General features: G+C 64.9%; 15 protein-coding genes. 4 read left to right on the top strand and 11 right to left on the bottom strand.

The genetic code is table 11. The features are described from left to right. Positions 1-53: 53 nt before the first annotated feature. From ACTEK7_RS18095 to ACTEK7_RS18085, 3 genes are all read right to left on the bottom strand, one after another. Entirely contained in the window at positions 54-554 is a 501-nt protein-coding gene (locus ACTEK7_RS18095; protein ID WP_225146337.1) for a hypothetical protein, read from the bottom strand. Further along, the gene (locus tag ACTEK7_RS18090) at positions 551-1,162 is read right to left on the bottom strand and encodes a permease (protein WP_225146336.1); all 612 of its coding nucleotides are present in this window, start codon (positions 1,160-1,162) and stop codon (positions 551-553) included. Before ACTEK7_RS18090 ends, ACTEK7_RS18095 begins: the two co-directional genes overlap by 4 nt. A gap of 258 nt (positions 1,163-1,420) precedes the next feature. Next, positions 1,421-2,017 carry a superoxide dismutase gene (locus tag ACTEK7_RS18085; RefSeq protein WP_027573470.1) on the bottom strand — a complete coding sequence of 199 codons (597 nt, stop codon included), beginning with the start codon at positions 2,015-2,017 and terminating at the stop codon, positions 1,421-1,423. A gap of 243 nt (positions 2,018-2,260) precedes the next feature. Between ACTEK7_RS18085 and ACTEK7_RS18080 the strand changes: the two genes are divergently transcribed. From ACTEK7_RS18080 to ACTEK7_RS18070, 3 genes are all read left to right on the top strand, one after another. Further along, a complete protein-coding gene (locus ACTEK7_RS18080) occupies positions 2,261-2,788 on the top strand; it encodes a GNAT family N-acetyltransferase (RefSeq protein ID WP_035997755.1) in 528 nt (175 codons plus the stop codon). An 81-nt stretch (positions 2,789-2,869) separates the two neighbouring features. After that, on the top strand, positions 2,870-4,255 hold the full coding sequence (locus tag ACTEK7_RS18075; protein ID WP_035997689.1) for an MATE family efflux transporter: 1,386 nt from the start codon (positions 2,870-2,872) through the stop codon (positions 4,253-4,255). 109 nt (positions 4,256-4,364) lie between these two features. After that, positions 4,365-4,799 (top strand): DUF2147 domain-containing protein, encoded by a 435-nt coding sequence (locus ACTEK7_RS18070; RefSeq protein WP_225146335.1) that lies wholly within the window; start codon positions 4,365-4,367, stop codon positions 4,797-4,799. Here the strand turns inward: ACTEK7_RS18070 and ACTEK7_RS18065 are convergent. Next, on the bottom strand, positions 4,796-5,947 hold the full coding sequence (locus ACTEK7_RS18065) for a DUF3095 domain-containing protein (RefSeq protein ID WP_225134556.1): 1,152 nt from the start codon (positions 5,945-5,947) through the stop codon (positions 4,796-4,798). The genes ACTEK7_RS18070 and ACTEK7_RS18065 overlap by 4 nt on opposite strands. A 221-nt stretch (positions 5,948-6,168) precedes the next feature. Between ACTEK7_RS18065 and ACTEK7_RS18060 the strand changes: the two genes are divergently transcribed. After that, positions 6,169-6,546 (top strand): hypothetical protein, encoded by a 378-nt coding sequence (locus ACTEK7_RS18060; protein WP_051056810.1) that lies wholly within the window; start codon positions 6,169-6,171, stop codon positions 6,544-6,546. Positions 6,547-6,550: 4 nt separating this feature from the next. On the opposite strand, the gene ACTEK7_RS18055 is transcribed toward ACTEK7_RS18060, so the two are convergent. The 7 genes from ACTEK7_RS18055 to htpG form a co-directional block, all read right to left on the bottom strand. After that, positions 6,551-6,760 carry a hypothetical protein gene (locus tag ACTEK7_RS18055; RefSeq protein WP_035997682.1) on the bottom strand — a complete coding sequence of 70 codons (210 nt, stop codon included), beginning with the start codon at positions 6,758-6,760 and terminating at the stop codon, positions 6,551-6,553. A 126-nt stretch (positions 6,761-6,886) separates the two neighbouring features. Beyond that, on the bottom strand, positions 6,887-7,609 hold the full coding sequence (locus tag ACTEK7_RS18050; protein WP_036021322.1) for an SDR family NAD(P)-dependent oxidoreductase: 723 nt from the start codon (positions 7,607-7,609) through the stop codon (positions 6,887-6,889). Beyond that, positions 7,602-8,984, bottom strand: coding sequence for a class I adenylate-forming enzyme family protein (locus tag ACTEK7_RS18045; RefSeq protein WP_225146334.1), 1,383 nt, complete (start codon positions 8,982-8,984; stop codon positions 7,602-7,604). Before ACTEK7_RS18045 ends, ACTEK7_RS18050 begins: the two co-directional genes overlap by 8 nt. Next, positions 8,971-9,216 carry an acyl carrier protein gene (locus tag ACTEK7_RS18040; protein WP_129275800.1) on the bottom strand — a complete coding sequence of 82 codons (246 nt, stop codon included), beginning with the start codon at positions 9,214-9,216 and terminating at the stop codon, positions 8,971-8,973. The genes ACTEK7_RS18045 and ACTEK7_RS18040 overlap by 14 nt, the downstream gene beginning before the upstream one ends. A 143-nt stretch (positions 9,217-9,359) precedes the next feature. After that, positions 9,360-11,174, bottom strand: a complete 1,815-nt coding sequence (locus ACTEK7_RS18035; protein WP_225146333.1) for a long-chain-acyl-CoA synthetase — start codon at positions 11,172-11,174, stop codon at positions 9,360-9,362. A gap of 202 nt (positions 11,175-11,376) precedes the next feature. Next, positions 11,377-11,655 carry a DUF3551 domain-containing protein gene (locus ACTEK7_RS18030; protein ID WP_035997672.1) on the bottom strand — a complete coding sequence of 93 codons (279 nt, stop codon included), beginning with the start codon at positions 11,653-11,655 and terminating at the stop codon, positions 11,377-11,379. 168 nt (positions 11,656-11,823) lie between these two features. Continuing rightward, complete coding sequence (gene htpG / locus ACTEK7_RS18025) at positions 11,824-13,701, bottom strand: molecular chaperone HtpG (RefSeq protein ID WP_225146332.1); 1,878 nt, start codon at positions 13,699-13,701, stop codon at positions 11,824-11,826. Between the last annotated feature and the right edge of the window lie 101 nt (positions 13,702-13,802).

The raw sequence follows: 13,802 nt of genomic DNA, 5'->3' as shown, positions 1-13,802 counted from the left end.
CGGACGTTATATTATAACATTACGCCTGTCCACGGCGGGAATGACATCGCGGCTCAGGGCTTGCCGATCACCATGGCGAGGGCGGCTGCCACGAATGGGAACGGCACCGAGACGGCGCAGCGGAACCAGACGAAACGGGCGGGCATGAACGGGATCTCCCACAAGATCACCCGCTGGAAGGCGAACAGCGCCCAGGCGACGACATAGGCAACCACCTGCGGCACCCCGCCCCCCGACTTCAACGCCACGGTGCCGATGGAGAAGCCGACCACGGGACCGCCGGGCGTGGCGGCGCCGGCGACCACGGCGGTGGCAACCCCGAGCCAGCCGCTATCAGGGCCGAGCCAGCCGGTGATCACCTCTTGCGGGATGATGGCGGCGATGTAGCCGGAGCCGATCACGCCAAGCGCAATCCGCGGCACGATGTTGACGAAATCCATCGTGCCTTCGCGCAGCGAGGCCACGAACACCGGGCGCCCACGACGAAAGGCGATCAGCCCGACGCCGAGCACCGAGCCCCACAGCAGGATGTCGATCAGAAGCGCTGCGCTCAACTCTCGTCGTCCTTCGCGAGCGGCTTCGGATAGAGCCTGACATAGACGAAGCGGCCGAGGGCGCCGGCGAGCACCGGCAGCGGCAGCGAGATCACGATCCGCCACAGCGTGAAATCGGTGCCCATGATCGGGATTTCCCAGGCGACCGCCCGGCCATAACCGATCAGCGTCCAGCTCACGACCATGGCGATGGTGGCGCCGAAATCGGCGCCGACCGCGAGCAGTGCGCTCGCGACCGGATAGGCGGTGAAGGGACCGCCGGGCAGAATCGCGCCGAAGGCGGTGCCGATCAGCAGGCCCATCAGGCCGGATTTCGGCCCGAGCGAGCGCGAGACCTTCTCGTGCGGCAAGATCTCCGAGATGAAGGCCCCGAGCAGGCAGCCGGCGAGCACGCGCGGCAGGATGCCCGAGAACAGCGAGAGATCGTGGGTGAGGATGTCCAGAACGCCGTCAGTGCCGTCCCGCCGCCAGACCAGTGCAGCACTCACCGCCACCAGAGCTGCGATGATGACGGTCGACCAGCCGATCGGCTTGCGGACCCGGCCCGGCCGCGGCTCGGATTCCGCGTCGCCGGAAGGCGCTGGATGGTTCGGGGAAGGTTCTGACAACGGGCTGGATCGCTCGAAGGGTGATGCCCGTTTTGATTAAGGGCGGTGTTCCCCCGATGCAAACGGTGTGACGACAGACCCATGCGCGCGCCACGCAGGGCAATTCCGCACAGCAAAAAGGCGGTCGCGCCTGCGACCGCCTTTGTTTCTGTCATTCCGGGGCGGCGCGTCAGCGCCGAACCCGGAATCCATCGGGCGTCACCCGAGCAGACAAATGGATTCCGGGCTCGCGCTTCCCGCGCCCCGGAATGACACCTGTCACGCCTTCTCGAACAGGGACTCCACGTATTCCCAGTTCACGAGGTTCTCGACGAACGCCTTGAGATAGTCGGGACGGCGATTGCGATAGTCGATGTAGTAAGAGTGCTCCCAGACGTCGCAGCCGAGGATCGGTGTGGCGCCGTGCACCAGCGGATTCTCGCCGTTCGGGGTCTTGGAGATCTCGAGCTTGCCGTTCTTGACCTGGAGCCAGCACCAGCCGGAGCCGAACTGGCCGACGCCGGCCGCCTGGAAGTCGGTCTTGAACTTCTCGAAGCCGCCGAGGTCCTCGTTGATCTTCTTCTCGAGCTTGCCCGGCAGCTTGGTGCCGCCGCCATTGGGCTTCATCCAGCTCCAGAAGTGGATGTGGTTGTAGTGCTGGCCGGCGTTGTTGAACACCGCGGGGTTCTTGCCGAACGAGCCCTTGACGATCTCTTCAAGGGACTTGCCTTCCCATTCGGTCCCCTTGAGCGCGTTGTTGCCGTTGGTGACGTAGGCCTGATGATGCTTGTCGTGGTGATATTCCAGCGTCTCCTTCGACATGTACTGGCCAAGGGCGTCATAGGCGTAAGGAAGTGGGGGCAGCGTAAAGGTCATGGCTTCTTGTCCGCAACTGGTGGGGAACGAGTTCTAACGGTCACCCCTTATAGAAGGTTCCGCCGCCATTAAATACCTCAGAATTTGCGAAAAGCGTGACTTGGCGCGTCCTGCCTGAATGCACAAATTCGTCGCAACCGGCCGTGTCGATCAGGCCTGCGGTTCGCTGTAAAATATCATTGCCTTTGAGGCGCTTAAGACAGAACAAACGCGCGAAGAAGCGGAGCTGTGGAGGACGACGCCATGAGCATCGAGATCGACATATTGAACGGCGACGCCTCGTGGCCGAGGGCCGAGCCGCTACTTCAGGCGGTCTGGGCACCGCAGTTGGTCGCAGGCAAGCCCTGGGCTCATGTCAAATGGGCCAATGCCGATCTCCGCGTGCTGGTCGAGACGCCCGAGGATGGTCTCGTGTGCCATGTCGGCATCTACTTCCGCACCATCACCTGGAATGGACAGAAGGTTCATATCGGCGGCATCGGCGGCGTCTCGACGCGCGAGGACCAGCGCGGCCGTGGCTATGCGACCGTGGCGATCGACGCGGCGGTGCATACCATGCGCGCCAACGAGGCGGTTCGGTTCGCCCTACTGGTCTGCGAGCCGCACAATTTCGCGTTCTACGAGGCCCGGAGCTGGCTGCCGTTCAAAGGCGAGGTCTATTGCGAACAGCCGGAAGGGCGGATTCGGTTCACCTACATGGCGCCCTATGTCTTCCACATCGTGCGCGCGCCGACGCTGGGCACCATCGACCTATGCGGCCTGCCGTGGTGAGCCCTGCGTGAGCCAGGGCTGCGCCGGCCGGCTCATTCTCTTATAATATGTCGGTCATCATTTAATTTACGCCCGGTGAACATGACGATCGACGCCCCCGCAGATGCCGTCCCGCCGGTTGCGCCGGTCGCCTCCCCCATCGCGAGCCTCCTGACCGCGCCGATCCTGCCGACGCTGCTGCGGCTCGCGATCCCCAACATGATCGCGATGGTCGGCAGCACGCTCGTCGCAGTGGCTGAGACCTCCTATATCGGCCGGCTCGGCACCATCCCGCTCGCCGCGATCGCGCTGGTGTTTCCGTTCGCGATGCTGACGCAGATGATGAGCGCGGGCGCGATGGGCGGCGGCGTCTCGTCCGCAATCAGCCGCGCCCTCGGCGCAGGGGATCGCGACCGCGCCGCGACGCTGGCGCTGCATGCCGCCATCATCGGCCTTTGCGGCGGGCTGTTCTTCACGGTGATGATGCTCGCCTTCGGCCGCTCCTTCTTCGCGCTGCTCGGCGGACGCGAGCGCGTGCTCGAGGAGGCCAGCGGCTATTCGCAGGTGCTGTTCTCCGGCGCGGTCGCGATCTGGCTCGTCAACACGCTGGCCTCGGTGATCCGCGGTACCGGCGACATGCGCCTGCCTTCGATGATTCTGATCGGCGCGAGCGCGCTGCAGATCGTGCTCGGCGGCACGCTGGGGCTCGGCCTGTTCGGAGTGCCGCAATTCGGCATGCCGGGCGTGGCGAGCGGGCAGCTGATCGCGTTCAGCTGCGCGGCGATCTTCTTCATCTGGTATCTGTTGTCGGGGCGCAGCCGGCTGCCGCTGGATGTCCGCGCCTTTCATTTCGAGCGCGCGATGTTCCTGGACATTCTCAAAGTTGGCGCGGTGGCCTGCCTGTCGCCGCTGCAGACCGTGCTCACCATTCTGATCTTCACGAAGATCCTCGCGACCTTCGGCACCGAGATGCTGGCCGGCTACGGCATCGGCTCGCGGCTGGAATTTCTGCTGATCCCGATCACCTTCGCCTTCGGCATCGCCTCGGTCCCGATGGTCGGCATGGCGATCGGCGCCGGGCATGTGAAGCGCGCGCGGCGTGTCGCCTGGACCGCGGCTGCCGCCTCGGGACTCACGGTGGGGCTGATCGGTCTCGTCGTTGCGCTCGCGCCGTCACTGTGGGTCGGGCTCTTCACCCGCGATCCCGGCGTCACCGCCGCAGCGCACAGCTATTTCCACTGGGCCGGTCCGGCCTTCGTGTTCTTCGGCATGGGCGTGTCGCTTTACTTCTCCTCGCAAGGCGCCGCACGCGTCGGCGGTCCGGTGCTCGCCTCCACGGCACGGCTTTTGATCGTCGCGATCGGCGGCATCGGACTGATGACCGCGCAGGCTCCGGCCTGGACCCTGTTCGCGCTGGTCGGCGGCGCCATGGTCGTGTTCGGGCTCTCGACCGCCGCCTCTGTCGCTTTCGCGCGCTGGGGCAAATGACCGCAGGTAAATAAGCGCCGGCAGATAAGCTCAGAGATGTGATTCCCTCGGGCGTTGCGCGCGCTCGATTTGCTGCTATGGAGTCGCCTCCATTCCAGGGCTCCTCTCCATGACATTCAGATTCGTCGCTCTCACCGTCATTCTGGCTGCGCTGATCGGTGCGCCTTCCGCCCATGCGCAGAGCGCCGACGGGACCTGGCTCACGCAGGCGGGCGATGCACGCGTCAAGATCAGCAAATGCGGCGGCGGCATCTGCGGCCACATCGTCTGGCTGCGCGAGCCCATGGACAGCGCGACCGGCCAGCCCGCCACCGACAGCAAGAATCCCAATCCCGCGCTCGCCCGGCGCCCGATGATCGGCCTGCCATTGTTCAGCGGCATGGAGCCGGCGGGACCGAATAAATGGTCGGGCCAGATCTACAATGCGGACGACGGCAGCACCTATGCGAGCAACATCAGCCTGACTGGCGCGGACGCGCTGCGGGTCGAAGGCTGCGTCGGCGCGCTCTGCGGCGGTGAGACCTGGACGCGCGCGGGGCGCTAACCCGCTGCCATCATCGCCTTCAACGCCGTCGCCGCCGAGGCATAGCCGCCGCGCGCGCCGTCGATGAAATGGACGTGATCGCTGCGCAGCGCCGACGGCGCGAAGCAGGTCATCATCGCAGCGTCCTGCTGGTAGAGGCCGTAGCGCACGATGCCCTCGCGCGCAGCGGCTTTGAGACGATCGTTCAACGCGCGCTCGAGTTGCGGCGTGCAGTCCAGAATCATGCGCAGGCCGTCGTCGTATTTACGGAAGTCCGAGTTCTCGACCACCTGCCGCTTGTAGAGGCTGGGCACGAAACCGCCGATCTTGATGTCGAAGCGCATGATGAAATAGGCGAACAACGTATAGGCGAGTACGCTGGCTCTGCGCGCGAGCAGCGGACCCCCGCGCCTGGTTCGGGCCTCGAATTCCACGCCCTGCGGCGGCCATTTCAGCGGGGGCCCCTGCGGCGGCACCGGCCGGCCGCCCTCCGGGCTGCGCTCGACGAGATGAATGATGTCCTCGATCACCCTGCGGAAGGCCTGCGGATCGACGCCGCGCGCCGGCATCACCAGCACCGACAGGATCAGGCCGCGCGCCGCCGGCATCACCTCGAAACGACACGACAGGCCCGAAAGGTCCGGCTGCGTGCCGGCGGGCGCCTCATCGACGGCAAACTCGCCGCGCTTCATCGCGGCGTCGGCCCAGGCGAGCCCGCCGCCCGAAAACATCGCATAGGACAGGTTGGCCGACGGCCCGAACCGGGCGACGCGCACATCGAGGCCGTGTGTGCGAATGACGCTGACCGGCACCAAGGCGACGCGCAGGGTCAGATCGAGGCCTTCGCGCACCCAGGTCGCGGTCGCAGCCAGCGCCTGGCGGGCAAGCTCGACGTCGTCTGGCGCCACCGCGAAGCTGGCGCCGTCGCCGCCGAACACGAAGGGAAATTCCCGCCCCTCCAGCGCATTGGTCACCGCCGCGATCACGGCGGCACCCGCCATGTTCACGGCCTTGTAGCGCTGCGCCGCGATCGCCTTGGTCGAATCGACGATATCGGCAACACCGATGCTCCAGTCGTCCGGCAGCGGCGCATAAAGCGCAGGATCCATCAGGCTGGTGAAGCCTCGGAAGACGGGAATGCCGCCATAGAAGGACTCGCCTGAGCTCATCGGGATTGCCGGACTGTTGGAATGCGAAGCAAGATACGTGGCAGGATCGATCCGGGTTCGCTGGCTCGCGCCCCCTTTCGATCATTGGCCGAAAGTGGCCCGGACAACAAGATGCGGCCGCCTTGCAATGCCTCGGCGGGATCATTGATCGGCATCAAACGGCCATCCGGGGAGAGCGGCTATCGTCGGTCGGCTCCAAGGGGTTGCATGGGAAAATCGAGGTGTCCGACTTCAGCAGCAAGGACTCCACCTCTCCGGTCCGCCGGCGCACGGGTGTCGACCCGATCAGCGCGGTGAAGATGCCGGAAAGATTGACGGAGGCGGTCGATGCCTGGGCTGAAGCTCACCGCCTGACCCGCTCGGATGCGATCTGCAAGCTGATCGAGCTGGGGCTGAAGTTGGCACTCCCCGTCTCCGCGCCCGCGCACCCGGTCGTATCGGACGCGACCAAGATCGAAGAGATCGCAGTGCATGAGATCGAGTTACTGCTCGATCCGGCATTGCCGCCAGACGAGCGCGAGCGCCGCATTCGCCGCCTCACCGAAGGGCCGCCGGAATTTTCACACGAACGATTCGACCTGCCGAAGCAGCGGCCGTGAGCGGCTAGTGCAGCTTCTCGTCCTGACGCTTGCGCAGCTGGGATGCAGGGACGTCGTGGCAGCCGATCAGGCGCACGAATTGCTGCGGATACGCCTCGTGGCCGTGATCGCCGGAATTCTGATGCGACATCGGCGGGCAGCGGACCTCATCCGACTTCACACGCACCGGCTCTTTCAGGGCCCGGCTTGAAGCGGTCATGTCTGAAGTGGCCATCGACTGCTCCCCTTCGTTTAGGGCAGATCGATTGACGTAAACCAATCGATTGCGGGGCATCTTACGACCAAATCCGGCTGGCTGTCATTGCGCACGATCAACGCAATTGTGGCAGCCGGGTTCCGTCTACGCCGTGTTCCCGGCATCGATGGTGAACACGGTGCCGGTGACGTTGCGGCCGCCTTCGCCCAGGAGGTATTCCACCATGCGCGCGACGTCATCCGTCTCCGGCAGCCGGCGCAGCGCGCTGCGGCCCGCAATGCGCTTGCGGCCTTCCTCAGACAGATTGTGGGTGAGCTCGGTGTCGATGAAGCCCGGCGCGATCGCGTTCACGGTGATGCCGAGCTTGCCGACCTCACGGGCCAGCGAGCGGGTGAAGCCGGTCGCGGCGGCCTTGGTCGCGCCGTAGACGGAGAGGCCGTTATAGCCTGTCGTCGCGATGATCGAGGAGATGTTGATGATGCGGCCGGCGCCGTCGGCCATCATCTGGCGCGCCACATATTTGGTGAGGATGATCGGCGACAGCACGTTGAGCTGCACCAGCGCCTCGATCTCGGAATTGTGCATGGTGGCCAGCAGGCCTTCGGTGCCGAGACCGGCATTGTTGACGAGGCCGTAGATCGGGCCGAATTCGTCGCGCACGAGCTTTGCGAAGGCCGGGATTGCATCGATCACGGCAAGATCGCAGGCACGGAAATGCAGGCGCCCGTCGGCGGCTGCGATGGCCGCCTTGAGCTCTTCGCTTTCGCGCCGCGCCGCCGCGATGACGTTGAAGCCGGCCGCGACAAGGCGCTTGCCGATCGCAAGCCCGATGCCGCGGCTGCCGCCGGTGACGAGAACATTATGCATCGGTGCGCGCCAGTTTTCCGGCCGGGGTGACGTCGAGCGCCTCGACGAAGCGGAGGACCGCCGGCACCTTGTGGGATGCGAGCTGGGCGCGGCACAGATCCAGGATTTGGTCGCGGATCTCTTTCGCGCGCGCCGGATCGGTGCCCTCGGTGAGGATCACGTCCGCGACGACGATGCCGCCGGTGATCGGGCTCTTGCGGGACTTCGCGCGCGACATCCGCACATCCGGATGGCGGTTGATCACCGCCTCGATCTCCTCGGGGTGGACCTTCAGCCCGCCGATATTGATGATGCCGCCGCGCCGGCCGACGAAATAATAGCGGTTGCCGCGCAGCTCGACGATGTCGCCGCTGTCGACAAAGCCGTCGTCGTCGGTGAGCGCGGAGGCGTTGCGGCCGATATAGGCATGAGCCGTGCGCGTCGAGCGGATGCGCAGCGAGCCGTCGACGACTTTCATCTCGACGCCGTTGCGGTTGCCGAGATAGTCGGCCGGAAAGCCTTCCAGCCCGTCATTGACGGCGAACCCGACGCCGGCCTCGGTCGAGGCATAGGCATGGCCGACGGACGCATGGGGGAATGCCGCCTTCAGGCCGTCGAGCACGGCTTGGTCGGCGATCTCGCCGGAGAGACGGACGTAAGCCGGGGCGAACTGGGCGGCCGAGCCGCTCATCAGGAGCTTGCGCCAATGCGAAGGCGTGCCGGAGATATGCGAGACACCGCGCGCCTTCAGCCGCGCGACGTGATCGGCGAGCGCCTCATGGGGATCGGACAGCACCAACGAGCCGCCGGAGAGGATGGCACGGAGAAAGATTTGCAGGCCGCCATAGCGGCGGATGTCGTAGAACGTTGCCCAGACCGGTGCAGGTCGGCGCGATGGGCCTTCGGCGACGATCGCGCCGGTCAGCGCTTCCAGCGTATGGCCGGCGATCTTTGGCACCCCCGAGGTGCCCGAAGTCAACATCAGCCATTCGGTGCCGCGCGCGGTCTTGGCAGGCGCGGCGGCTTGCGGCGGCAATTGCGCGGTGACGACCAGCGGCACGCCGGACGCCGCCCAGAGTTCGGGCTCGTCGGTGACGACGGCATCGATCCCTGCATCCGCGATCAAGGCATCGAGATGCGCCGGATTGAGGTCCGGCGGACACAGCAGCATGCGGCACGCGATGCCGTCGAGCTCGATCATGGCAAGGCCGGACCGAAGCTGGTCCGACAGCTTGAGCAGCACGGCACGGCCGGAGAGCTCGTGCAGCCGGCCGCCCAGAACAGTGTGCGACAGGATGCCCGTCAGCGACACGACATCATGCGCATCGGAGATGGTGCGGCCTTTCAGCTCCGCGCCAAGATGGTCGCGAAGTGCAAAGATCTCACGCGGGGACATTTTCGTAGGCCCGCACGAAATCGCCCACCGTGGCGGGGAACGCTGCGTCCTCGGAAATGGTGAAGGGATCGATGCCGGTCTCGTCCTCGAGGCGGGCGACCAGGATGGCGAAGGCGAGCGAGTCGAAGCCCGTCTCATGCAGGGACAGATCGTCCGAGAGGGCGGGAAGCGTGACGTGCTGCTCCTTGGCGATCTGCTGAATCGCTTCAATGACCTTTGACCTTACCGACATGGCTGGCTCGCTTTGTTATCGATCTCGTTGTTGCGGCGGCTCTTGCTGACCGCCTCCCCATCGCGGTCTGTTTACCCGACAGAAGTAAATGGCTTCTTGGACAATTCAGATAAAATTGGACCTATCTCTCGATTTTGCTTGCCCTACAGCCTGATCGTACCGCCCGAGATGGCCGCATATGTCTCCGCGTCCAGCGCGACGTAGACGCCGGATATCGGGTCGAGCATGAACAGCGGATCGGCGACCGCGGCCGGGTCAAATCCCTCGCGGGCGAGCTCGCCCTTCTTCTGCTTGAAGGTCTCGGTGGCGTCGAGCTCGCGCGAGATACGGATGAAGAGCGGGCGGGCGTAGACCGGCAGGCGTTGCGCGAGATGGGCGGGCAGCGCGCTGATGTCAAAGCCCTCGTTCACGACGATCGCGCTCATCCCGGCCCGGCCGTCGGCGCCGGGAATGCTGACGCCATAGGTGGTGGCATCGATGACGCCGGTGAAATCGCGCACGGCGTCGTTCACCTCCGAGGTCGCGACATTCTCGCCCTTCCAGCGGAACGTGTCGCCGATACGATCGACGAAATGGAAGAATCCCTTGTCGTCCATCCGCATCAGATCGCCGGTGCGGAACCAGGCATCGCCCTTGACGAAGACGTCACGCAAGACTTTTTTCTCGGTCTCACCGGCATCGGTGTAGCCCTCGAAGCGCCCACCGCCCTCGTCCGCGATGCCGATGCGGCCGATGGCTTCGCCGGCCTCGCCGCAGCTGCAGGCGATGCAGAAGCCCTCTTCATTGCGCAGCGGCGCGCCGCTATCGGGGTCAAGCTTGACGAGCCTGGCAGGAAAGCGGTGCGCGAGCAGCGCCGGGACGCGGCCGATCGCACCCGGCTGGCCCTCGACGTTGAACAGCGAGAAATTGCCTTCGGTCGCGGCGTAGAATTCGAGGATGCGCGGAATGGCGAAGCGCGCCTGGAAATCCTCCCAGATATCGCCGCGCAGCCCGTTGCCGCAGGCGAGCCGCAGGCGATGCCGATTCTCGTATTCCGAGGGCGCGGCCTTGAGTAGGTAACGGCAGAGCTCGCCGATATATTGAAACAGCGTGCAGTCGTGCCGGACGATGTCGGACCAGAAATGCGAGGCCGAGAATTTCTCGGCGATCACTACCGAACCGCCGGCGGCCAGAATGCTGCACGGCGCGACGATGCCGCCGACCGAATGGAACAGCGGCAGACAATCGTAGAGCCGATCCTGCGGCGTCGCGCCGGTGAGGCCAGCGAACCAAAACCCCCAATTCAGGATGCGGCGGTGGCTGATGCTGGCCGCTTTCGGCAGGCCGGTGGTGCCGGAGGTGTAGATCAGCAGCGCACGGTCGTCGATGGTGACCTCGCCATGCTCCTCCGGCGATAGCGGGCCGTCGTCGAGAACGGCAAGCGCGACGTCGATCGCACGTTCGCTGCGGCTATCGCCATGCGTCCAGACTTTTGCCGCCGTCTTCAGATGAGGTGCCGCGCTGTCCAGCATCCCCGCTAGCTCATGCGCAACGATGACATGCATCGGCTTCGCGACATCAAGGCAGTGCGCGAGCGATTGCCCGACGAGCTTGGTGTTGATCAGTGCGACCACGCCGCCGACGCGGCTGATGCCGAGCCAGGCCGCGATATAATCGATGCCGTTCGGCATGATCAGCGCAACGGTATCGCCCTTGGACAGGCCGAGCGAGCGCGCCCAGCGGGCGTAGCGATTGATCCTCTTCGAGAGGCCTTCGTAATCGAGGCTTGCCTCGTCCGCCACCAGAGCAACGCGGTTAGGCTGGCGCTGCGCCCAATCGTCGACGACGTCGGCGAACAGGCGGCCCGGCAGCGTTTCGATCCGCGCGGTGAGCTCGATCGCCCTCAACCAGATCTTGGAAGCCGACGGTGCGCGCGCGGCTTTCGGCTGCTCGATGACGCCGGTGGTCATATTGTTCACTCTTTCGGGCGATCTGCGGTTTCCGGCAGTATAGCCCGCGCGCCCTGACCCAGGCGTTAAGAGACAAGGTAAAACCCGGTTAGGGCGCGATTAACGGTCGGCAGCGCGCAGCCAAGGTCGCACCCGCCGGCAGCGCGCCGACGGGTGTGACCAGGTCGAAAGAGCGATGAATGCAGAAGTCCCGGGCTTGGTCCCGTTCGCCTCAGTGCACCTTCTTGGGACGCCGGCGCGGCGGCGGCGACTCGTTGAAGGCGTAATAGGGATTGAGGTCGCAGGTCGCGGCAAGGCCCGAGGCCGTGGCGCGGCACTGCTCCAACGAGGTGAACGAGCAGTCGAAATAGTCACTGCCTCCGCCACCAGGGCCGCCACCGACGTAGCGGTGCATGCAGACGGGATAGGCCGGATCGTATCGCTGCGCGCTGGCATCCGCTGCGCCCAGCAGCGTGAAGACCGCGGTAAGAGTGAGGAATGACAAGCGCATGGGAAATCCTCGAACTGGTGACGTCGCTTCATATGACACAACATCTCGCCGTCCGCGACTGTTCCTGAGACCTGATGACGTCAAGGTGAGTGGGACGCGCAACGCCAGAGGCGATGCGGGCCGAGCGATCTGACAACCTGGCGGTCCGAATGATGCTGCGAGGCAGCGCTAGCCGCCGAGCCCCTGCAACACCAGCCGGTTCAGCCGTGCCGCGAACGCCGCCGGGTCTTCCGGCAATTCGCCGTCCAGGATCTGCGCCTGCTCGAGCAGAAGCAGGCTGATATCGTCGACGACTGTCGAGCCAGCCTGCGCCTTGGTGACCGCGGTGACCAGCGGATGGCGCAAATTGATCTCGAGGATCGGCTTGGTCTTCATGCCGCGGTTCTGCTGCGACAAGATGCGCTCGAGCTCGCGGCTCGGACCCTGGCTGTCGGCGACGAGGCAGGAGGCCGAGCTGGTCAGGCGCGTCGAGACCTTGACGTCGCTGACGCGCTCGCCCAGCGCGGCCTTGATCACGGCGATGGTGGCTGCTTCGTCCGCAGCCGGCTCGTCCTTCTTCGCCTCGTCCTTATCGTCGATACGCGGAATCAAATCGAGATTGAGATCGCCCTGGCTCAGCGACTTAAGCGGCTTGCCTTCGAAATCCGAGGGCATCGAGGTCCAGAAGGCATCGACGGGATCCGACAGCAGCAGCACCTCGATGCCGCGCGCGGTCGCAGCTTCCAGCCGCGGATTGGACTTCAGCCGCTCGATGCTGTCGCCGACGAGATAATAGATCTCGGTCTGGTTCGGCTTGAAATCGGCGATGACCTGCTTCAGCGACCGCTTCTCGCCCGACGTGGTGGTGAAGCGCGACAGCGACAACAGCTTTTCGCGCCGTTCGAAATCCTCGTAGATGCCTTCCTTCAGCACCGCGCCGAAGGCGTCCCAGATCTTGGCAAAGTTCTCCGGGTCCTTCTCGGCGAGGCTTTCGAGCTCGGACACCACCCGGGTCGCCACGGCTTTCCGGATCTGCGCCAGCTGCGGATTGTTCTGAAGCATCTCGCGCGAAATGTTGAGCGGTAGGTCCTCGCTGTCGACCACACCGCGGACGAAGCGCAAATAGCCCGGCAAGAGGTCAGCATCGTCGGTGATGAAGACGCGCCGCACGTAGAGCTTCACGCGGCCCTTGCGGTTCGGCTCGAACAGGTCGAACGGCTTGGTCGAGGGCGCGAACAGCAGCACGGCGTAGGAGTAACGTCCTTCCGCGCGGTAGTGCAGCGTCATCGCGGGATCGTCGAAGGCAGAGGCGATCTGCTGATAGGCCTTCTTGTAATCGTCAGCCGTCAGCTCGGACTTGGAGCGCTGCCACAACGCGCTCGCCGAGTTGATCTGTCGCGGCTCGCCTTCTTCGGGCACCAGCTCGATCGGAAACAGGATGTTGTCGGAATAGGAAGTGACGATGCGCTCGATCTCGTAGGTCTCGAGATATTTCTTGGCGTCGTCCTTCAGGTGCAGGACGATCTCGGTGCCGCGCGTCACGCGCGCCGCTTCCTCGTCGCTGGCACGGGCGATCTCGAAGCCGGAGCCGCCGGAGGACGTCCAGGTCCAGACATCGCTCTCGCCGGCACGGCGGCTGATCACCACGATCTTCTCGGCGACCATGAAGGCGGAATAGAAGCCGACGCCGAACTGGCCGATCAGGCCGAGCCCGTCCTTGGCCTCTTTCAATTTGGATACGAACGCCTTGGTGCCGGAGCGGGCGATGGTGCCGAGATGGTCGATCAGCTCCTGCCGCTCCATGCCGATGCCGTTGTCGGCGATCGTGAGCGTCTTGGCCGTCTTGTTCGGGATGATGCGGATCTTGAGTGCGTCGCCTTCGCCCAGCAGGGCGGGACTGGCGATGGCCTCGTAGCGCAGCTTGTCGCAGGCATCGGAGGCGTTGGAAATGAGCTCGCGGAGGAAGATGTCGGTTTCCGAATAGACGGAGTGCACCATCAGGTGCAGCAGTTCGGAAACTTCGGCCTGGAAAGGCTGCGTATGCACAGCCGTATCTGACGTCGTCATGCGCTTACCCGGTCAAACAAAAGGGAGGGAACCCGGATATAGCGCGAGGCAATGGCGGATCAAGAGGATGTGAAGTCTGGGTCCGCCAAACCACCCCTCGC

Source organism: Bradyrhizobium sp. JHI2711 (genome assembly GCF_056156565.1).
This window is presented reverse-complemented; position numbering and strand designations above follow the sequence as displayed.

Excerpts from the sequence above, each read along its gene's own strand:
- ACTEK7_RS18085 (WP_027573470.1), bottom strand. The coding sequence starts at position 2,017 with ATGACCTTTACGCTGCCCCCACTTCCTTACGCCTATGACGCCCTTGGC.
- ACTEK7_RS18080 (WP_035997755.1), top strand. The coding sequence starts at position 2,261 with ATGAGCATCGAGATCGACATATTGAACGGCGACGCCTCGTGGCCGAGG.
- ACTEK7_RS18075 (WP_035997689.1), top strand. The coding sequence starts at position 2,870 with ATGACGATCGACGCCCCCGCAGATGCCGTCCCGCCGGTTGCGCCGGTC.
- ACTEK7_RS18070 (WP_225146335.1), top strand. The coding sequence starts at position 4,365 with ATGACATTCAGATTCGTCGCTCTCACCGTCATTCTGGCTGCGCTGATC.
- ACTEK7_RS18065 (WP_225134556.1), bottom strand. The coding sequence starts at position 5,947 with ATGAGCTCAGGCGAGTCCTTCTATGGCGGCATTCCCGTCTTCCGAGGC.
- ACTEK7_RS18055 (WP_035997682.1), bottom strand. The coding sequence starts at position 6,760 with ATGGCCACTTCAGACATGACCGCTTCAAGCCGGGCCCTGAAAGAGCCG.
- ACTEK7_RS18050 (WP_036021322.1), bottom strand. The coding sequence starts at position 7,609 with ATGCATAATGTTCTCGTCACCGGCGGCAGCCGCGGCATCGGGCTTGCG.
- ACTEK7_RS18045 (WP_225146334.1), bottom strand. The coding sequence starts at position 8,984 with ATGTCCCCGCGTGAGATCTTTGCACTTCGCGACCATCTTGGCGCGGAG.
- ACTEK7_RS18040 (WP_129275800.1), bottom strand. The coding sequence starts at position 9,216 with ATGTCGGTAAGGTCAAAGGTCATTGAAGCGATTCAGCAGATCGCCAAG.
- ACTEK7_RS18030 (WP_035997672.1), bottom strand. The coding sequence starts at position 11,655 with ATGCGCTTGTCATTCCTCACTCTTACCGCGGTCTTCACGCTGCTGGGC.
- htpG (WP_225146332.1), bottom strand. The coding sequence starts at position 13,701 with ATGACGACGTCAGATACGGCTGTGCATACGCAGCCTTTCCAGGCCGAA.